Annotated in this window: 22 protein-coding genes; 9 read left to right on the top strand and 13 right to left on the bottom strand. The window is 70.8% G+C overall.

The window, feature by feature from the left end:
* Positions 1-8: 8 nt before the first annotated feature.
* The gene (cdd, locus tag ABQJ56_RS12190) at positions 9-422 is read right to left on the bottom strand and encodes a cytidine deaminase (protein WP_437343424.1); all 414 of its coding nucleotides are present in this window, start codon (positions 420-422) and stop codon (positions 9-11) included.
* Between the two features lie 126 nt (positions 423-548).
* On the opposite strand from cdd, the gene ABQJ56_RS12185 reads away from it, so the two are divergent.
* Entirely contained in the window at positions 549-1,649 is a 1,101-nt protein-coding gene (locus ABQJ56_RS12185; RefSeq protein WP_367845274.1) for an NAD(P) transhydrogenase subunit alpha, read from the top strand.
* Between the two features lie 51 nt (positions 1,650-1,700).
* Here ABQJ56_RS12185 and ABQJ56_RS12180 read toward each other — a convergent pair whose 3' ends face one another.
* From ABQJ56_RS12180 to ABQJ56_RS12170, 3 genes are read right to left on the bottom strand one after another with little or no spacing between them, the layout of a single operon-like run.
* A complete protein-coding gene (locus ABQJ56_RS12180; RefSeq protein WP_367845273.1) occupies positions 1,701-2,180 on the bottom strand; it encodes a DUF3106 domain-containing protein in 480 nt (159 codons plus the stop codon).
* 3 nt (positions 2,181-2,183) lie between these two features.
* A complete protein-coding gene (locus ABQJ56_RS12175; RefSeq protein ID WP_367845272.1) occupies positions 2,184-2,615 on the bottom strand; it encodes a hypothetical protein in 432 nt (143 codons plus the stop codon).
* A complete protein-coding gene (locus ABQJ56_RS12170) occupies positions 2,612-3,199 on the bottom strand; it encodes an RNA polymerase sigma factor (RefSeq protein WP_367845271.1) in 588 nt (195 codons plus the stop codon). Before ABQJ56_RS12170 ends, ABQJ56_RS12175 begins: the two co-directional genes overlap by 4 nt.
* 153 nt (positions 3,200-3,352) lie before the next feature.
* On the opposite strand from ABQJ56_RS12170, the gene ABQJ56_RS12165 reads away from it, so the two are divergent.
* Together ABQJ56_RS12165 and ABQJ56_RS12160 are read left to right on the top strand one after the other, a co-directional pair.
* Complete coding sequence (locus tag ABQJ56_RS12165) at positions 3,353-3,655, top strand: NAD(P) transhydrogenase subunit alpha part 2 (protein ID WP_367845270.1); 303 nt, start codon at positions 3,353-3,355, stop codon at positions 3,653-3,655.
* Positions 3,652-5,148 carry an NAD(P)(+) transhydrogenase (Re/Si-specific) subunit beta gene (locus ABQJ56_RS12160; RefSeq protein WP_367845269.1) on the top strand — a complete coding sequence of 499 codons (1,497 nt, stop codon included), beginning with the start codon at positions 3,652-3,654 and terminating at the stop codon, positions 5,146-5,148. Before ABQJ56_RS12165 ends, ABQJ56_RS12160 begins: the two co-directional genes overlap by 4 nt.
* 230 nt (positions 5,149-5,378) lie before the next feature.
* On the opposite strand, the gene ABQJ56_RS12155 is transcribed toward ABQJ56_RS12160, so the two are convergent.
* A complete protein-coding gene (locus ABQJ56_RS12155) occupies positions 5,379-5,801 on the bottom strand; it encodes a hypothetical protein (protein ID WP_367845268.1) in 423 nt (140 codons plus the stop codon).
* A gap of 227 nt (positions 5,802-6,028) precedes the next feature.
* Between ABQJ56_RS12155 and sufT the strand changes: the two genes are divergently transcribed.
* Positions 6,029-6,586, top strand: coding sequence for a putative Fe-S cluster assembly protein SufT (gene sufT / locus ABQJ56_RS12150; RefSeq protein WP_367845267.1), 558 nt, complete (start codon positions 6,029-6,031; stop codon positions 6,584-6,586).
* A gap of 149 nt (positions 6,587-6,735) precedes the next feature.
* Here sufT and ABQJ56_RS12145 read toward each other — a convergent pair whose 3' ends face one another.
* The 3 genes from ABQJ56_RS12145 to ABQJ56_RS12135 form a co-directional block, all read right to left on the bottom strand.
* Complete coding sequence (locus ABQJ56_RS12145; protein WP_367845266.1) at positions 6,736-7,227, bottom strand: asparaginase domain-containing protein; 492 nt, start codon at positions 7,225-7,227, stop codon at positions 6,736-6,738.
* Positions 7,228-7,284: 57 nt separating this feature from the next.
* Positions 7,285-8,922: an acyl-CoA dehydrogenase family protein gene (locus tag ABQJ56_RS12140; protein WP_367845265.1), complete on the bottom strand. Its 1,638-nt coding sequence runs from the start codon at positions 8,920-8,922 to the stop codon at positions 7,285-7,287.
* A gap of 75 nt (positions 8,923-8,997) precedes the next feature.
* Positions 8,998-9,978: a helix-turn-helix transcriptional regulator gene (locus ABQJ56_RS12135; protein WP_367845264.1), complete on the bottom strand. Its 981-nt coding sequence runs from the start codon at positions 9,976-9,978 to the stop codon at positions 8,998-9,000.
* A gap of 80 nt (positions 9,979-10,058) precedes the next feature.
* On the opposite strand from ABQJ56_RS12135, the gene ABQJ56_RS12130 reads away from it, so the two are divergent.
* Together ABQJ56_RS12130 and ABQJ56_RS12125 are read left to right on the top strand one after the other, a co-directional pair.
* Positions 10,059-10,931, top strand: a complete 873-nt coding sequence (locus ABQJ56_RS12130) for a hypothetical protein (protein ID WP_367845263.1) — start codon at positions 10,059-10,061, stop codon at positions 10,929-10,931.
* Entirely contained in the window at positions 10,928-11,566 is a 639-nt protein-coding gene (locus ABQJ56_RS12125) for a LysE family translocator (RefSeq protein WP_367845262.1), read from the top strand. The genes ABQJ56_RS12130 and ABQJ56_RS12125 overlap by 4 nt, the downstream gene beginning before the upstream one ends.
* An 8-nt stretch (positions 11,567-11,574) precedes the next feature.
* Here ABQJ56_RS12125 and ABQJ56_RS12120 read toward each other — a convergent pair whose 3' ends face one another.
* The 3 genes from ABQJ56_RS12120 to wrbA are packed head-to-tail and all read right to left on the bottom strand — an operon-like array spanning position 11,575 to position 13,021.
* Positions 11,575-12,042, bottom strand: a complete 468-nt coding sequence (locus ABQJ56_RS12120; protein WP_367845261.1) for a cupin domain-containing protein — start codon at positions 12,040-12,042, stop codon at positions 11,575-11,577.
* Positions 12,043-12,077: 35 nt separating this feature from the next.
* Positions 12,078-12,425 carry a DUF2069 domain-containing protein gene (locus tag ABQJ56_RS12115; RefSeq protein ID WP_367845260.1) on the bottom strand — a complete coding sequence of 116 codons (348 nt, stop codon included), beginning with the start codon at positions 12,423-12,425 and terminating at the stop codon, positions 12,078-12,080.
* The gene (wrbA, locus tag ABQJ56_RS12110) at positions 12,422-13,021 is read right to left on the bottom strand and encodes an NAD(P)H:quinone oxidoreductase (protein WP_367845259.1); all 600 of its coding nucleotides are present in this window, start codon (positions 13,019-13,021) and stop codon (positions 12,422-12,424) included. The genes ABQJ56_RS12115 and wrbA overlap by 4 nt, the downstream gene beginning before the upstream one ends.
* A 67-nt stretch (positions 13,022-13,088) precedes the next feature.
* On the opposite strand from wrbA, the gene ABQJ56_RS12105 reads away from it, so the two are divergent.
* The 3 genes from ABQJ56_RS12105 to ABQJ56_RS12095 are packed head-to-tail and all read left to right on the top strand — an operon-like array spanning position 13,089 to position 15,113.
* Entirely contained in the window at positions 13,089-14,372 is a 1,284-nt protein-coding gene (locus tag ABQJ56_RS12105; RefSeq protein WP_367845258.1) for a YihY family inner membrane protein, read from the top strand.
* A complete protein-coding gene (locus ABQJ56_RS12100; RefSeq protein ID WP_367845257.1) occupies positions 14,365-14,847 on the top strand; it encodes a TlpA family protein disulfide reductase in 483 nt (160 codons plus the stop codon). The genes ABQJ56_RS12105 and ABQJ56_RS12100 overlap by 8 nt, the downstream gene beginning before the upstream one ends.
* Positions 14,847-15,113 carry an acylphosphatase gene (locus tag ABQJ56_RS12095; RefSeq protein WP_367845256.1) on the top strand — a complete coding sequence of 89 codons (267 nt, stop codon included), beginning with the start codon at positions 14,847-14,849 and terminating at the stop codon, positions 15,111-15,113. The genes ABQJ56_RS12100 and ABQJ56_RS12095 overlap by 1 nt, the downstream gene beginning before the upstream one ends.
* Positions 15,114-15,128: 15 nt before the next feature.
* Here the strand turns inward: ABQJ56_RS12095 and ABQJ56_RS12090 are convergent, their stop codons facing one another.
* Together ABQJ56_RS12090 and prfA are read right to left on the bottom strand one after the other, a co-directional pair.
* Entirely contained in the window at positions 15,129-17,231 is a 2,103-nt protein-coding gene (locus ABQJ56_RS12090) for an O-linked N-acetylglucosamine transferase, SPINDLY family protein (RefSeq protein ID WP_367845255.1), read from the bottom strand.
* A 38-nt stretch (positions 17,232-17,269) separates the two neighbouring features.
* Positions 17,270-18,343, bottom strand: a complete 1,074-nt coding sequence (gene prfA, locus ABQJ56_RS12085) for a peptide chain release factor 1 (protein WP_367845254.1) — start codon at positions 18,341-18,343, stop codon at positions 17,270-17,272.
* Positions 18,344-18,418: the final 75 nt, after the last annotated feature.

Below are 18,418 nucleotides of genomic sequence, written 5' to 3'. Positions count from 1 at the left end.
GCGGTGCATCAGCGTGGCGGCAGGGTGAACGCGCCGGGCAGCAGCGCCGCCACGCTGGTCTGCGTGGTGTCGCCGTGCAGGTTGGCGAGCAGCACCGGCATGTCGCCGTCGCACAGTTCACTCAGCACCTGGCGGCAGGCGCCGCAGGGGCTGACCGGCGCGTCGGTGTCGGCGATCACCGCGATCGCGGCGAAGTCGCCCGGCTTGCAGCCGGCCGCGATGGCGGCAAACAGCGCGGTGCGCTCGGCGCAGTTGCACAGGCCATAGGCAGCGTTCTCGACGTTGCAGCCGGCGAAGCGGCGGCCGTCGCGGGCGAGCAGGGCCGCGCCCACGGCGAAGCCGGAATACGGGGCGTGGGCCTGCGCGCGGGCCGCGCGCGCCAGCGCCAGCAGTTCGTCGTGCGGGGTGGACACGGGCATCATGTTCTCCGGCGGTGGGTCAGATTAGCGCGCGCAGCCGGCATGTCCAAGCGCACCCGCCGGCGTGGATGAGTGGCGTTTGCGGGCCGAACCGATAAGATGCGGCGATCGTCCACGAGGGGATGCGCCATGCCGATCACCGTAGCCGCCTTGCGCGAAACCGTCGCCGGCGAACGCCGCGTGGCGATCACGCCCGAGATGGCGAAGAAGCTCGGCGGCAAGGGCCTGCGCGTGCTGCTGGAACGCGGCGCGGGCGCGTCGGCCGGCTTCCCGGACGAGCTGTATGCGAACACGGATTTCGCGGCTGCCGGCGAAGTGTTGGCGCAGGCCGACCTGCTGGCCTGCGTGCTGCCGCCCGCGGATGCGGTGTTCGCGCAGCTGCGCGAAGGTGTGGTCGTGGTGGGGCAGTTGCGGCCTTACGGCGCGCCCGCGCGCATCGCGGCGCTGGCCGCTCGCCGGCTCACCGCGTTCGCGCTGGAACTGCTGCCGCGCACCACCCGCGCGCAGGCGATGGACGTGCTCAGCTCGCAGGCGGCGGTGGCCGGCTACCGCGCCATGCTGATCGCCGCCGAGGCCTGCCCGAAGTTCTTCCCCATGCTCACCACCGCGGCGGGCACGATCCGTCCCTCGAAGGTGCTGGTGATCGGCGCCGGCGTGGCCGGCCTGCAGGCGATCGCCACCGCGCGCCGGCTGGGCGCGCAGACCGAGGGCTACGACGTGCGCCCGGAGACGCGCGAGCAGGTGGAATCGCTGGGCGCGAAGTTCCTCGACCTTGGCGTCAGCGCCGCCGGCAGCGGCGGCTATGCGCGCGAGCTGTCGGCGGAAGAGCGCGCGGCGCAGCAGCAGGCGCTGGCCGAGCACCTGAAGGCCTTCGACGTGGTGGTGAGCACGGCCGCGGTGCCGGGGCGGCCGGCGCCGAAGATCCTCTCCGCCGCGATGGTGGCGGGCATGAAGCCCGGTGCCTTGATCGTGGACCTCGCCGCCGAAAGCGGCGGCAACTGCGAACTGACCCGGCCAGGCGAGCGCGTGGAACAGGGCGGCGTCAGCATCCTGGGCCCGCTGAACCTGCCGGCCGGTGCGCCGCTGCATGCCTCGGAGATGTACGCGCGCAACGTGGTGAACTTCGCCGAGCTGTTGCTGAAGGATGGCGCGCTGCAGCCGGACTTCGACGACGAGCTGGTGGCGAAGAGCTGCCTGGTGCGCGCCGGCGAGGTGCTGTTCAGGGGCTGATCGTTCGGGTGCCGTGCGTCGTGGCTGGCGCGGCACCGGCGCTGCGGCCGGTCAGTGTCCCTGACCGTGGTGCAGCCACTGCAGCCGCTGTTCCGGCGGCATGGCGTGCCATTGCTGCATCAGCCGGGCACGTTGCTCCGGCGGCAATTGCTGGAACCGCTGGTAGGCCGCGTGCAGCTGCTCGCGCTGCGCGGGCGGCAGCTGGCGGAACAGGCGCTGGTTTTCGCGCGCCTGCTGGCGCTCGGCCGGCGTCATCTGCTGCCAGCGCGCAATGCGTTCGCGGATTTCCTCGCGCTTGGCGGGCGGCAGGGTCACCCATTGCTCGCTCTTCTCCAGCAGGCGCTGCTGCCGGCGTGGCGGCATGCCGTTCCACTCCTGCCGCAGCGGCGCCAGCACGTCGCGCTGGGCGGGCGTGAGGCTGTTCCACCGGGTCGGCACCGGCGCATTCTGCGCATGCAGCACGGGCGCGGCGAGGCCGCCGAGCAGGATGGCGAGGGTGAACGACAGCAGCGGGCGTGCGGGCAGGGTCATGGGTCAGTGCGTGGGGGGCTGGCTGTCGTTGGCGGCCAGCCAGCCGTAGAAGTCGAGGTTCTGGTACAGGTTGGGATCGGCCTGCTCGGGGTCGGGCGGCAGTGCGTTGTCGGTTTCGCCGCCGGTGCCGGCTGCGGCAGTGGTCGGGGTGGCGACGATCGGGCGCGGCGCGGACGGCCATACCAGCAAGGCGGCCAACGCGATCACCGCACAGGCGCCTGACGGCACCAGCCAGCGCGCGAGATGGTGCGGCCGGTGCGCCTGTTGCGCGCCAGCCAGCGCCTCGCGGCGCGCGGCGCGCAGGCGGCCCGCGGTGGCGGGGTCGATGCATCGCGCGGCCTCGTGGTAGAGCGCGCGGGCGCGCTGTTCCAGCCGCTTGTCCGGCATGTGGTCCGGCCTGCTCTCATCAGGCCTGTGCTTGTCGGGCGTGTTCATCGCCAGTCCTCCAGTTGCCCGCGCAGCCGTTGCATGGCGCGCGACAGATGCGTTTTCACGCTGCCCTCGGAGCAGCCCATGGCCTGTGCGGTCTCGGCCACGTCCAGGCCCTCCAGCATGCGCAGCATGAAGGCCTCGCGCTGGCGCTGCGGCAATTCGCGCAGCGCGGCGCTGAGGTCGCTCCAGGACTGCGCATCCTGCAGGCGATCCAGCGGACCCGGGCCGTGGTCGGCCGGCTCCCAGCTGGGCAATTCGTCGCCCTCGTCGTCGCGGCCGCCGCCCAGCCAGCCCACCACGATCGAGCGCACCTTGCGGCGGCGCTGCAGGTCGACGATGCGCCGGCGCAGGATGCCCCAGAACAGCGGCGCCCATTCGGCGGCCGGCTTGTCGCGGTAATGCTTGACCAGCCGCAGCATGGCGTCCTGCACCGCGTCCATGGCGTCCTCGCGTTGGCGCAAGTTCAGCTCCGCCACGCGGAAGGCGCGCCGCTCCACCTGCGCCAGGAAGGCGTCGAGGGTGGCCGGGGTCTCCTGCGCGGTTTCGGCCAGCAGTTCGGCATCGAGTGTGCCGGCGAGGCTGTTCATGGCCGCCTCGTCCGCATCGTCGGCAGATGCATGCCTGGGCTCCATCGGATCGACACCCGTGCTCAACGCCGCAGGCTCGCGCGGGTTGACCGGCACCCGTATGATGCGGGGATGCCGGTGTCCCGGCAGGCGGCACTCATTGGGGGCGGGGTCATGATCGACGGGTTCCTGGCGCTGTACATCTTCATGCTGGCCGCGTTCACCGGTCACGAGATCATCGCGCGGGTGCCGGTGATCCTGCACACCCCGCTGATGTCCGGTTCCAACTTCGTTCACGGCATCGTGCTGGTGGGCGCCATGATAGCGCTTGGCCACGCCACCACGCCGTTCGAGACCGGCCTGGGCTTCCTCGCCGTGCTGCTGGGCGCCGGCAACGCCGCCGGCGGCTACGTGGTCACCGAGCGCATGCTGGAGATGTTCAAGCCCAGCGCGAAGCAGCCGGGAGGCAAGGCATGAGCTGGCTGCCCACCCTGGTCAAGGCCTGCTATTTCCTCGCCGCGCTGCTGTTCATCCTGGGTCTGAAACGCATGAGTTCGCCGCGCACCGCACGCGGCGGCATCGTGTGGGCGGGCGTGGGCATGCTGCTGGCGGTGCTGGCCACCTTCGCGCTGCCGGACATGCACCACCGCGGGCTGATCCTCGCCGCGGTGCTGATCGGCGTGGCGGCGGCGTGGTGGAGCGGCCGCCGCGTGGCGATGACCGCGATGCCGCAGATGGTGGCGCTGTACAACGGCATGGGCGGCGGCGCGGCGGCGGGCATCGGCGCGGTGGAGCTGGTGGCCCACGTTCAGCACGTTGTGATGCGGATGGGGGACGGCTCACCAGTGTTGGTGCCGAACATCTCGCCGTTGCGCCCTGAAGTCTGGGCGATGAATTCGTCAATTGACCTCATTCGCGTACCGCCACCGTTGCCGCCTGTGGCACTGGGCTTGGGCGTGCTGGGTGCGCTGATCGGCGCGGTGAGCTTCTCCGGCTCGCTGGTCGCCTTCGCCAAGCTGCAGGGCTGGCTGGACAAGCGTTTCGTGTTCCCCGGCCAGCGCATCGTGAACCTGCTGGTGCTGCTGCTGGCGCTGTTGCACGGCGCGATGCTGGTCGGTGGCGACCTCACGCTGCCGGTGATCGCAGGCTTCTTCGTGTTCGCGCTGCTGTTCGGCCTGCTGATGACGCTGCCGATCGGCGGCGCCGACATGCCGGTGGTGATCTCGCTGTACAACGCCTTCACCGGACTGGCGGTGGCGTTCGAGGGCTACGTGCTGGGCAACGAGGCGATGATCATCGCCGGCATGGTGGTGGGCGCGGCCGGTACCCTGCTGACCCAGCTGATGGCGAAGGCGATGAACCGCTCGCTGGGCAACGTGCTGTTCGGCAGCTTCGGCGCGGCGGCGGGCGGCGTGGCGCAGGAAATCGCCGGCGCGCAGAAGCCGATCGAGGCCGCCGACGCGGCGGTGATGATGGCCTACGCCGAGCGCGTGGCGATCGTGCCGGGCTACGGCATGGCGGTGGCGCAGGCGCAGCACAAGGTGTGGGAATTCGCCAAGCTGCTGATCGAGCGCGGGGTGAAGGTGAAGTTCGCGATCCACCCGGTGGCCGGCCGCATGCCCGGCCACATGAACGTGCTGCTGGCCGAGGCGGGCGTGCCCTACGACCTGATCGAGGACATGGACGACATCAACCCCGAGTTCCCGAACACCGACGTGGTGCTGGTGATAGGCGCGAACGACGTGGTGAACCCGGTGGCGAAGACCGATCCGGCCTCGCCGATCTACGGCATGCCCATCCTCGACGTGGCCGCGGCGAAGCAGGTGATCGTGGTCAAGCGCGGCAAGGGCACCGGCTTCGCCGGCATCGAGAACGCCCTGTTCTACGCCGACAACACCCGCATGCTGTACGGCGACGGCCAGGCCGCCGCCGGCCAACTGGTCAGCGAGTTGAAGTCTCTCGATGTATGAGGAGTGCGGCCATGGATGGCCGCCCGTTTGACTCTAGCGATCATGGATGAGCGCAAAGGTTACGTATGAAGAGTGCGGCCATGGATGGCCGCCCGTTTGACTCTAGCGATCATGGATGAGCGCAAAGGTTACGTATGAAGAGTGCGGCCACGGATGGCCGCCCGTTTGATTTCAGCGATCAGGGATGATCGCAAAGGTACGGAAGGGGACGGTCGTGGTGCCCGCAAGGATCACTGCTTCCGGCGCCAGGCCAGCCACGCCGCCAGCAGCGCGCCCACTGCGTACCAGATCCAGTCGACCGGGCGCAGGCCCAGCCGCGCCAGCGACAGCAGCATGCCGGTGCCGGCCGTGTGCAGCGTGTCGGTGAGGCTCATGCCGAAGTTGCCGGCGAGCTTGATCGCGGCCATCAGCACGTTGAAGTAGAGCGCGGCCAGCAGGGTGGCGAAGGCCGCCAGCACCGCCGCGCCGGCACCGGGGCGGCGAACCCAGTGGCGGATCGCCCACGCCAGCACCACGCCTGCCGCCAGCGCCAGCCAGGGCGCGGATTGGCGCAGGTACATGGCCGCCACCATCCACGTCGCGCCCACCGCCAGGCCCATCATCGCGGCGCAGAACAGGGCGAACACATACAGCGGAACGTCGCGCGGCTTCATGGCGCAGGGCGGAATGAGGGGAGGTGGCGCATGCATCGGTCCGGCAGGCAAGGCGCCGATCATAGCCGGTCGCCATGGCCGGTCGCCGCCCTGCGCGGGCATGCCGCAGCTTGCAATTCCGCGGCGCCGGCCTGATCTGGAGCAGGTAGGCAGCGGCGCGGCACGGCATAATAGGCAGTCTGGCGCGCCGCGTGGCGCCCTTCATTGACGACGGATTGGCGAGTGGCATGAGCGGTTTCAGTCTGAGCAGCGAACCCTTCACCCTGATGCGCGACTGCGAGGCGGTGATGGTGCCGCAGGGCGAAACGGTGAACCTGCCCGCCGGCCAGATCGGCTACATCACCCAGGCGCTGGGCGGCAGCTTCACCGTGTACGTGGAAGGCAACCTGTTCCGCATCGCGGGCAAGGACGCCGACGCGCTGGGCAAGGAGCCGCCGCCGCCGATCGAGGTAGCGGACGACGCCACCGACGCCGACGTGGAAAAACTCGCGTGGGACCAGCTGCGCACCGTGTTCGACCCGGAGATCCCGGTGAACGTGGTCGAGCTGGGCCTGGTCTACGACCTCAGCCTGGAACAGCGCGAGGACGGCCAGCGCAAGGTCTACGTCAAGCTCACCCTCACCGCGCCCGGCTGCGGCATGGGCGACATCCTGGTGGACGACGCCCGCACCAAGCTGGAGATGATCCCCACCATCGCCGAGGCCGACATCGACCTGGTGTTCGACCCGCCGTGGAACCACTCGATGATGTCCGAGTTGGCGAAGCTGGAAACGGGGATGCTCTAGCTTTTGCTCCCTCTCCCTGCGGGGAGTGGGCGGGGGTGAGGGGCCAACCTCGCGAAAATGGAAGATCGAAGCGCGCTTCCCTTGCAGCGCTTCCGCAAGCCAGCGCCTCGCCTCGATCCTCTCCCCGAGGGGGAGGAAGAAAGCGCTCTTCAGCCCCCCGCTTCCTCGAACCGGTTCTCCGCCCGGTTCTTGCGCACCTTCGCCGGATCCCACACGCGGCCGTTCATCGCGATGTACACGCCGTCGGGCAGGGTCTGCACCGCGGCCACCGCGCAGCCGATGTTGAACACCGCGTCCGAGCCCTGGAAGCGTGCAGGGTTCAGCGCGCCGGTGAGCACGATCACCTTGCCGGGGATACTGGCCAGCACCCTGGCGGTTTCCACCATGGTGTCGGTGCCGTGGGTCACCAGCACGTGGCGATGCGGCTGCGCCTCGATGGTGGAGCGGATCAGCGTGCGGTCCTCGTCGGTGACGTGCAGGCTGTCCTTGCGCAGGATGGGGATCACGTCGAACTGGAACGCCACGCCGAGCTGGCCCAGGATCTCGCCGATCTGCGGCGCGCCGATCTTGTAGTCCGACTTGTCGTCGAAGTAGATCTTGTCGATGGTGCCGCCGGTGGTGACGATGGTGAGATGCTGCATGGTCGCTGCGCCGAGAGGGGTAGAACGGCATTTTAGCCGTTCATGCCGTCCACCCGCTCAACCCAGCAGCAGGGCGGTGTCGTCCATGCCGGTATCGGCCAGCCGCAGCAGGCCGTGGCCGAGGAAGCGGCGCAGGGCTGCGGCAGGTCGTGCGTCGCCACGCGCCTGTGCCCGCATTGCCTGTCTGGCGAGCAGGGCCGCCGCCGCGCTGCGTGCCAGGGTGAGTGCCAGCCCCCGCGCACCGGCTTCCAGCACGGCGCGATCGGTGGATGGTGCATCGAGATGGCTGGCGGCGGCGTCCAGTGCGGCGTCGATCGCGAACGCGGCGTGCGGATCGCCGTCCTGCAGCCACGCGGCGATGGCGCCGCGCAGCGCGCCCAGCCCGTCGCCCGCCAGCGCGCGCAGCGCGTCCAGCGCCAGCACATTGGTGGTGCCTTCCCAGATCGCGTACACCTGCGCGTCGCGCAGCAGTTGCGGCAGGCCGGTGTCCTCGATGTAGCCGGCGCCGCCGAAACACTCCAGCGCCTCGGAGCAGAGGCGCACCGCGAGCTTGCCCGTCCACAGTTTCGCCAGCGGGGTGAGCAGGCGCAGCAGCGTGGCCTCGTGCGGTGCGGCGGCGCCATGTTCCACCCGGCCCAGCAGCTGCGCCACCTCGAAGGCCAGCGCGAAGGCGCCCTCGAACTCGGCCTGCATGTCGGCCAGCGTCTGCGCGTGCAAGGGCTGCTCGACCAAGGGCCGCCCGAACACCTGCCGCCGCCCGGCGTAGTCGCGGGCCAGCGCGATCGCCCGCGCCATGCTGGCGACGGCGCACACCGCGTTCCAGGTGCGCGTGACGTTGAGCATCGGCGCCACCTGGCGCACGCCGTTCGCCAGCTCGCCCAGCGGCCAGGCCGGCAGGCCGTCCAGGTGGATCTCGGCGGTGGGCAGTTCGTGCGTGCCCAGCTTGTCCTTGAGGCGGTCGATGACGAGTCCGGACTTGCGCGCGGCACCGTCCATCGTCTCCACGTAGAACAGCGCCAGCGCCGCGGAGCCACTCCCGGCGCCTTCGGGCCTGGCCAACGCCAGCGCCGCCTCGCCCACCACGGCCGAGCTGAACCACTTGCGGCCATGCAGCCGCCACTGGCCGTCGGCACCCTGCCGCGCCTGCGTTTCGGTGTGGCCCACGTCCGAGCCACCGTGCGTTTCCGTCATCCACTGGCCGCTGAGCCAGAACGTCGCCGCGTCGCGGCTGAGGAAATGCGGCAGCGCGCGCTCGACCAGCGCCTGGTTGCCGGAAGCCTTCAGCGCCGTGGCCGCACCGTCGGTCATCGCCAGCGGACAGGTGTAGAACTCGCTGGCCACGTGGTAGAGGTAGACGCGGGCGAATTCCTCCAGCCGCGCGTGCTCGTGGTTCTCGTGGCCGCTGGCCAGCACGGCGTGGCGAGTGGTGATGCCGGGGCCTTCCTGCCATGCTGTGGTCAGCTCGATGCGGTCGACGCGGCGGCCCCAGGCGTCCCACGGCGTGAGCACCGGCTTGCGCCGCGTGGTGACGGCGGCGCGCTGCCATGCCATCAGCGCGTAATCGCCCAGCGCATCGAGGTCGGCGTCCAGCGCGGCGCGGCGTGCAGTGGGCAGGGCGCGATCCAGCAGCGCGTGCAGCAGGCGGTCGCTGCGGTACGGGTGGGCAAGCTGCGGGGCGTCTTGCAGGAATCCCATGACCGGCTCCGGTGCGGATCGACCGCGCCAGTATAGGCAAGGGGCCGTCCGCGCCGCGTGAGTCGTGGATCGCGCTCAGGCGCCGGCGCTGGCCCGCTTCTGCAGGCGTGCCGCGTGGCGCCTGAGCGCGCCGCGCAGGCGCGCCGGTGCGCGCACCTCGAAGTCGAACGACAGGCGCGCCAGCTGGCGGGCGAACCAGTCGAGATCGTCCGCGCTGCTGCGCAGGAGCACGCCGCCGGCCACCGGTTCGAACAGGCCGAAGGCGAGCGAGAAGGCGTCGCTGGCAGTCTTCAGGTCGGTGCGCAGCAGCACCTCGATCGCGATGCTGCGCGGCAGGGTGGCGATGCTGAAGGCGAGCTGCTCCAGCGCATCGAAGCCGGCCGGCCGCTCGAAATGCGCGGCCAGCGGCTGCGCCGCGCCGACGCGATCCAATCGGAACGAGCGCAGGTCGTGGCGCAGGTGGCACCAGCCCACCACGTACCACGCCCCTGCGCGCCAGGCGAGGCCGTAGGGATCGACGTCGCGTTCGCTGCGCTGGCCTTGCGGCGTGGTGTAGTCCAGATGCACGCGTTGCTGCGCCTGCGCCGCGGCGGTGAGCACGATCAGCGTGTCGTTGCTGTGCGGCGCGTCGCTCGCGTGGACGAGGTCGACGCGCACCGTCTCGGCAATCGCATGCAGCTGGCGCTTCAGGCGTTCCGGCGTGACGCGCGCCAGCTTGGCCTGGGCGCTGGCCACGGCCGGCGCGGCTTCGGCGAGGCCCAGCCCGCGCGCGGCGACCAGGCCCACCGACAGCGCCAGCGCCTCGTCGTCGCTGAACATCAGCGGCGGCAGCTTGAAGCCGGGCACCAGCAGGTAGGCGCCGTAGCGGCCGCGCTCGGCGACGATCGGGATGCCCAGTTCCTCCAGCATGGCGATGTAGCGGCGCAGGGTGCGGCCGTCCACGCCGATTTGCCGCGCCAGTTCCGGGCCGCTGATGCGGCCGCGGCCCTGCAGCAGCTCCAGCACGGCCAGCACGCGGGTGGTGGGGCGGGTCATGCGCGCAGTGTAGCGATTCATCAGGGCGGGATTTGTCCTGATTGAGGCATAGCGTGTGCGCGACTCGACCATCCGCGCCGTTCGGCGCCCGGGGAGCCGCCATGAACGAACCGCAGCACCCATTGCCGGGATGGTCCGCCCCGCCCACCGCCGGCGCGGGTAACGCCCCGCCGGTCGGCTCCCCCGACGCGCAGGCGCACGAAGTTCCCCCGGTGCCGGCAAGCGTCGGCCACTTGCGCGATTACCAGGTCGTCGAACTGCGCCGCTACACCACGAGCCCGGGCGGGCGGGCGCGCTTCGCCAGCTATTTCGACGCCTATTTCCCCGAGGCCTTCGAGCAGCTGGGCGCGATGGTGTTCGGGCAGTTCCTGCCGCGCGGGCAGCCGGACCGGTTCGTGTGGCTGCGCGGCTTCCGCGACATGCCGGCGCGGCCCGTGGTGAACGCGCAGTTCTATTACGGCCCGCTGTGGCGCGAGCACCGCCTGAAAGTGAACGCGCTGCTGCCCGACAGCGACGACGTGCTGCTGTTGCGCCCGTTGCGGGCGGACGCCGGCGTCGCGGTGCTGCCGGCGGTGGATCCGGTGGACGAACCGCAGGGTGCGCAGGGCATCGTGGTGGCGCAGCTGTTCGCGGTGAAGCCGGGCAGCGAGGAAGTGCTCGCGGCGCATGCGGAGGCGCAGTTCGAGAGTTACCGCGTTGCAGGCGCGCGGCCGGCCGGCATCCTGGTCACGCTGGACGAGCCAAACAACTTCCCGCAGTTGCCGGTGCGCACGGATGGCCCGTGGCTGGTCTGGCTGGGCGTGGTGCGCGACGAGGCCACGCTGCACGCGCGGCTGGAGCCGGCGATGCGGGCCGTCGGCAGGGCCCTGCTTGCCAGCGGCATGTTGCGCGACGCGCCGGAACAGCTGGCGATGGCCCCCACGTCGCGCTCGCGGCTGCGCTGGTTGCCGGATGCCGCCGAGGCGGCGCGATGAGCCACGCCGCCCAGCTGTGGCTGTTCTTCGTGGTGGTGTTCGGAGTGATCGCGCTGCCGGGGCTGGACATGGCCTTCGTGTTCGGCAGCGCGCTGAGCGGTGGTCGCGCGCGCGGGCTGGCGGCGTTGGGCGGCATCGTGGCCGGCGGCGCCTGCCACGTGCTGATGACGGCGCTGGGGATCAGCGTGCTGGTCCGGCTGGTGCCGGGCGTGTTCGACGCGCTGCTGCTGGCGGGCGCGCTGTACATCGCCTGGATCGGCGTCTCGCTGCTGCGCAGCGCTGCGGTGTTGCAGGCGCCGGCGACCGGAAACGCGGCATCATCGCTGGGCGTGGCCTTCCGCCAGGGGCTGCTCACCTGCCTGCTCAATCCCAAGGCCTACCTGTTCATGCTGGCGATCTTCCCGCAGTTCCTGCGCCCCGCCGATGGCCTGCTGTGGCTGCAGGCGCTGGTGCTGTGGGCGATCATCGCGCTCACCCAATGCGGCGTGTACGGCACGCTGGCGCTGCTGGCCGGTCGCGTGCGCAGCTGGATGCAGGGGCGGCCGGCGAGCGGCGTACTGGCCACGCGCTGCGTGGGCGGCCTGCTGATCGCGGTGGTGGTGCTTGCCGGGCTGGAGGGCCTGCGCCCGTCGTGAGCAAGCGGTCAGTCCGGCACGATCGCGTCGAAGTCGACCAGGTCGCCCTGCTCGCCGCGCATGTACAGGCGCTTGCGGCGGTGCGGGTAGTCGCAGATGTCCTGCGCCAGGCGCTGGCCGGCGACCAGCAGCACCAGCGGCGCGTCGCCGGTGTTGGTGATCACGTGGGCCGCGCCGTTGCGCGCGAAGCCGAGGAAGTCGCCGGGGCCGACGGCATGCGCCTGCTCGTCGATCAGCGCCCGCCCGTGCCCGGCCAGCACGTAGACGCATTCTTCCTCGTAGTGGTGGCGGTGGTATTCGCTGGAGTCGCGGCCGGGCATCAGCTCGATGCGATGGAAGCCCAGCTGGGTGAGCCCGGTGGCGTCGCCCAGCGACTTGCGCAGGCACAGCGCGTTCGGGTTCAGCGGATGGGGGCTGGCCACCGCCTCCATGGCCTCGATGTCGGCGGCCTTCAGCAGTTCGCGGGGCTGGGACATGCGGGTCTCCCGATCGATCGATGGATGAGGCGTCGTCAGCGGCGCGGGCGCCGCACGCCCGCACCCAGCGTGCCGATCAGCAGCAGGGTCAGCGCGATCTCGGCCATGGCCAGCGTGCGTTCTACCGGTGCGCTCCATGCTTCCGCCACGCCGTGGCAGAAATAGAACAAGGCGAGGATGCCGACCCAGAGCAGGGCGCGGCGTGGCTGGCGCAACGCGGCGAGCGGCAGCAGCAGAGGGATCACCGTGATCGCCAGCACCGGTGCCGCGGGCATGCCCTGCGGCGGCAGCAGCCAGCCGTGCCAGAGCAGCTGCAGTACGGTGAGCGCGGCCCAGGCGGCGAGGCCGAGCTTCTGCTCGACCGGCAAGGCGGTGGTGCTCATGCGTCCGCGGCCAGCTTGCGCGCGGTTTCGGCGAGGCGATGGCCCAGCGCGCGGGCCAGTTCGCGCTCGTGCTCGCTGATGGCGTGCTCGCCCTTGGGGCCGGCGACGTGGCTGGCGCCGTAGGGCGAACCGCCGCTGCGGGTCGTGGTGAGCGCGGGCTCGGTGTAGGGAATGCCGACGATCAGCATGCCGTGGTGCAGCAGCGGCAGGGCCATCGTCAGCAGGGTGGATTCCTGGCCGCCATGCATGGTGCTGGTGGAGGTGAACAGCGCGGCGGGCTTGCCGGCCAGGGTGCCGCTGGCCCATTCGGCGCCGGTGGTGTCGAGGAAGTGCTTGAGCGGCGCGGCCATGTTGCCGAAGCGGGTGGGGCTGCCCAATGCGAGCCCGCTGCATTCCGCGAGATCCTGCTTCGTCACGTAGGGCGCGCCCTCGTCCGGCACCGGCGGCTGCGCGGTTTCGGTGAGCGGCGCCACCGGGGGCACCTGGCGCAGGCGCGCACGTGCGCCGGGGATCTCCTCGATGCCGCGGGCGATCAGTCGCGCCAGCTGCGCGGTGTGGCCGCTGCGGCTGTAGTAGAGGACGAGGATGTCGTTCATGCGTATGGGCGCGTTGCGATGGATGCGCTAGTGTACGAGTGATATCCGCGAGCCTGGCGAGTTGTCCATGAAACTGCGCATCGACCGCGACCGCACGCAGAGTTTCGGGCGCTTCCTGTGGCAGCGCTTCGTCGACGACAAGTGCTTCGAGACCGCAGGCGCGCTGTCCTACACCACCCTGGTGTCGCTGGTGCCGCTGATGGTGGCGGCGCTGGCGATGTTCGCGGCGTTCCCGGTGTTCGCGCAGTCGCGCGACCTGCTGCTCGATTTCGTGTTCCGCAATTTCGTGCCGGCGGCGGGCCATCACATCCAGGACGCCTTGCAGGGCTTCGCCGGCAACGCGAGCCAGCTCACGGGCCTCAGCATTCTGATGATGCTGTTCAGCGCGATCTCGATGATGGTCAGCATCGAGGACCGCCTGAACCGCATCTGGCGCGTGCAGCGCTCGCGCAGCTGGGGTGCGCGCCTGCTGCTGTACTGGGCGGCGCTGACGCTGGGGCCGGTGCTGGTGGGCGGCGGCATCGCGATCAGTTCCTACCTGAGCGCGCAGCCGTTGCTGCAGGGCGCGTCCGCTCCCGCGCCGGCGGGCGAGGGCATGCACGTGCTGCGCGCGGTGCCGTTCGTGGCCACCTTCGTGACCCTGTGGCTGATGTACACGCTGGTGCCGAACCGCCGCGTGTCGCGGCGCGACGCGACCGTGGGCGCGCTGGTTGCGGCGATCCTGTTCGAGTTCGCGCGCTGGGGCTTCCGCCTGTTCGTGCATGGGGCGCACACCTACCAGCAGATCTACGGCAAGGCGCTGGCGGCGATCCCGATCCTCCTGGTGTGGATCTACCTGTCGTGGATCATCGTGATCCTTGGCGCGTCGATCGCCGCCTCGATCTCGGCATACGAGTACCGCTCGCCCGACGAGGTGTTGCCGGAAGGCGCGGAGTTCCTCGGCCTGCTGGTGGTGCTCAGGCATTTCGTCGATGCGCAGCGGCGCGGCGAGAGCGTGGCTCCCGCATCGATCTGCGCCAGCGAACCGCGCCTGCGTGGCGCGCCGGTGGCGGCGTATTTCGACGACCTCGTGCGTGCCGGCCTGATCCAGCGCAACGAGGCCGGCGGCTGGTTGCTCAGCCGCAGCCTGGATAGCGCCGACCTGCTGCGCGTATACCAGCACACCCGTTACCGCCTGCCGCTGCAGCCGGCGCAGGAGGCGGCGGAGCTGAAGCTGGAACTGCCGCAGGAATTGCTGGCGATGCTGGCCGAGCTTGCCGCGGTCATGCGCTCGACGCTGGGCGCATCGCTGGCACACGTTTTCCCGGCCGCATCCGCGGCCTCCAATGCACGGAGTCTTCCACATGAATAGCGGTATCCGGTTCGCTGCACTGTTGCTGCTGCCGCTCGCATTGCTGGGCACGGCGCGTGCCGCGATGCCCGCGCACCCGGCCATCCGCGTCACCACGCTGGACGGCAGGCCCTACGACCTCGCCGCGCAGCGCGGGCACTGGGTGATCGTGAATTTCTGGGCCACCTGGTGCGTGCCCTGCATCACGGAGATGCCCGAGCTCTCGCATTACGTGGCCACGCATCCGAATGTGCGCGCGATCGGCCTGGCCTACGAGGACAGCGAGCCGGCCGACATCAAGTCCTTCCTCAGGAAGCATCCCGTGGTGTACCCGGTCGCCCAGGTCACGCTGGACAAGCCGCTCAAGGGTTTCGACGAACCGCTCGGCCTGCCCACCACCTGGCTGATCGCGCCGGACGGCACGGTGGCGACGCATTTCATCGGTCCGATCGACGCCGCGAAACTCGATGCGGCGATCGGCAAGGGCCGGCGCTGATGCCGGCCGCGCGTTTCCTGGTCAGCGGCCGGGTGCAGGGCGTGTGCTTCCGCGCCGGCGCCCGCGAGCAGGCGCTCGGCCTGGGCGTGGCCGGTTGCGCGAAGAATCTGCCGGACGGGCGTGTCGAAGTGGTCGCCAGCGGCACGGCGGAGGCGCTTGATGCCCTGGGGCGCTGGCTGCGCCAGGGGCCACCGCACGCGACGGTGACGGCCGTGGATCGCACGGCGCTGCCCGATCAGCCGTTGCGCGGATTCCATATCGCCTGATCGGCCGTACGCGGGTTACCCATCCAGGTCTGCCGCTGGGCGCCCGCTGCGATACCTGGCGCTGATGGCCTTGATCATGCGGCGGAAGTCAGCGGCAAAGCCTTGCATGTCGAACAGCGGATTGTTGGCGCGCTGCATCGCAAGGCGCAGGCGAAGCATGTCGAGCGCGTCGCGATCGTTGCCGTACAGGACGGCCGTGGCGATGAAGGCGTCCTCGTTCTCGCAGACGAGCTCCGGCATGTCCAGGTGATGGAGCAGGCTGGCGGCGATCCGGCCGGCGAAGCCGTGGCCGCGGCAGGTGAGCAGCGGGCAGCCTGCCCACAGCGCATCCGACGCGGTGGCGTGCGCGGTGCAGGGCAGCGTGTCCAGGCACAGGTCGGCGTGGTTGTAGCGCGCCAGGTACTCCAGATGCGGCAGGCGCGGCATGAAGACCAGCCGCTCCGGCGCGATGCCGGCAGCGGCGGCTGCCTCGCGCAGGCGATCGTCCGCGCCTTCCGGGCCGGAGCACAGCCACAGCACGCTGTCGTGCACCTGCTGCAGGATCTTCGTCATCCGCCCGAACGAGGCCGCGTTGAGCTTGTGGCTGCCGTTGAAGCAGGCGAATACGGTGCCGTGTGCGGGCAGGCCGCAGTCCGCGCGCGCGGGCGCGGGCCGCACGATGCGGGTGGTGTCGCTGGGTTGGCAGCAGCGCGGCAGGCGCAGCAGTTTTTCGCGGACGTGGACACGCAGGCTGTCCGGCAGCATCACGGCGTCGGCCAGCAGGTAATCCATCCAGGGCGCGCCCGAGGTGCCGGGGCAGGCCAGCCAGCCCACCTGCAGCGGTGCGGCGCGCAAGGCCATCAGCTCGGCACCGTCCTTGCCGCGATAGCCGTTGAGGTCGAACAGGATCTCGATGCCGGCCGCGTGGATCCGCCGGGCGACCTGCGCCGGCTTGAGCGTCGAGACATCGTGCAATCTGGCGGCGGCGGCCAGCCGGCGGCGGGTGGGGCCGCCGTCGTCCGGCGTGGTGGCGAACAGGTGCAGTTCCAGCGGGTTGCCGGGCAAGGCTTCGAGCAGCGCGACCACCAGCAGGCCGGTGGCGTGTTCGTTGAAGCCATCGGCGACGAAGCCCACGCGTATCGGCATGTCCAGCGGGGGCCTGGGGTGCGTGAAGTCGAGCCGCCGCCGCAATGGCGCGAGCCGTTGCTCGACGGTGGCCGCCCAGGCCCTGGCGGCGCGCTGTTGCACGGCCGGCTCCACGTCCTCGGAAAGCAGTGCCGACGGGTTGACGATGGCGCGGCCCGAAGCTGCTGCCTGGCGCAGGCGCTGGGCAAGCGTGTCCAGCTCGCGCCAGTCGCACAGCCGGCGCCGCAGGGAGACCAGCCGGCCCAGTGCCTGGAGGTGATTCGGGTCCACACGGAGCGCCCGGTCGAAGGCATCGGCAGCCGCTTCGAGCTTGCCCATCCCCTCCAGCATCCGGCCCGCTTCGCAGGGATATTGCGCGTTGCGCGGGTCGAGGCGCTCGGCCTGCAGCCAGGCATCGACGGCTTCCCGGGAACGGCCCTGCACCTGCAGCACCTGCGCGAGCAGGGCGTGCGCGGTGTCGGACCCGGGTGCGATCTGCAGGGCGTCGCGCACCCGCGCCTCGGCTTGCTCGACATGGCCAAGTTGCAGTTCGGCGTTGGCGAGATCCAGGCACAGGGCCGGATGCTGCGGCATGGCCTGCAAGGCCTGGGCGAATGAATCGCGGGCCTCGGTATAGCGCGTGGCGACCATCAACGCGGTGCCGAGCATCTGCAGGGCCGCAGGGTGATCCGGCGCGCGGCGCAGCGTGGCGCGCATGCGCTCGATGGCGGCGTCGGCCCCGCCGTCGGCCAGCGCAATGCTGGCCAGGCTGCATTGCGTCTCGACGCTTTCGGGCGCCAGTTCCGCCGCACGGACCAGGGCCATCCGCGCCTCCCTGATGCGCCCCAGTTGCATGAGGGCGATGCCGTGCAATCGGGCCAGTTCCGCCGCCATGGGAAATCCCAGGCGTGCGCCGGCAGCGAGATTCGCGGCATCGGCAAACGCGCCGTCCTGCAGCAGGGCGTTCAGCCGGTTCAGTACGGCGTTGACATCGGCGAAGGATGTGCTGGCCATGGCGCAACGCTAACCGAGGCCGCCAGCGTTGCCAAACGTCAGGCGAGGGCCTTCAGCGCGTCGGCCTGGTGCTCGCGGGTGAGCGTGTCGACCAGCTCGTCCAGGTCGCCCTGCATGATCTCGGGCAGGCGGTACAGGGTGAGGTTGACGCGGTGGTCGGTGATGCGGCCCTGCGGGAAGTTGTAGGTGCGGATGCGCTGGCTGCGGTCGCCCGAGCCCACCTGCAGGCGCCGCTCCTGCGCCTGCGCCGCGCTCTGCTTCGATTGCGCCTCGTCCAGCAGGCGCGCCTGCAGCAGGCTCATCGCGCGGGCGCGGTTCTTGTGCTGGCTGCGTTCGTCCTGGCACTCCACCACGGTGCCGCTGGGCAGGTGGGTGATGCGGATTGCCGAGTCGGTCTTGTTGACGTGCTGGCCGCCGGCGCCGGAAGCGCGGAAGGTGTCGATCTTGAGGTCGGCGGGGTTGATCGCGATGGCTTCGATCTCGTCCAGCTCGGGCAGGATCGCCACCGTGGCCGCCGAGGTGTGGATGCGCCCCTGCGATTCGGTCTCCGGCACGCGCTGCACGCGATGGGTGCCCGACTCGAATTTCAGCCGCGAGTAGGCACCCTTGCCCTCGACGCGCGCCACGATCTCCTTGTAGCCGCCGTGCTCGCCGGCGTGCTCGCTGAGGATTTCCACCTGCCAGCGCCGGCGCTCGGCGTAGCGCAGGTACATGCGGAACAGGTCGCCGGCGAAGATCGCCGCCTCGTCGCCGCCGGTGCCCGCGCGCACTTCGAGGTAGAGGTTGGCCTCGTCGCGCGGGTCCTTCGGCAGCAGCAGGACCTGCAGCTCGCCGTCCAGTTCGAGGAGGCGCGCTTCCAGCCGCGCGATGTCGTCGGCGGCCATCCCCGCGAGGTCGGGGTCGTCCAGCATCGCGCGCGCATCGGCCAGTTCGCGTTCGGCAGCGTCGTGCTCGCGCAGCGCAGTGGTGACCGGATCCAGCTGGGCGTACTCGCGCGACAGGTCGCGGAAGCGCGTGCCGTCGGCGAGCACGTCCGGCTGGGCCAGCAGCAGGCCGATCTCCTCGTGGCGTTCGGCGAGGGTTTCGAGTTTGCGGCGGATGGAAGGGGTCATGGGCGGGCGTGAGTGCGGGGACGGGGCGGCCGCCGCAGCGACCGCACGGGTGCGGGAGGCGGCAGCCAGCCGCCC

Source organism: Rhodanobacter geophilus (assembly GCF_040812275.1).
Classification (GTDB): Bacteria; Pseudomonadota; Gammaproteobacteria; order Xanthomonadales; family Rhodanobacteraceae; genus Rhodanobacter_A; species Rhodanobacter_A geophilus.
Note: the sequence above shows the minus strand (reverse complement) of the source record. Positions and strands in the feature narration are given on the sequence as shown.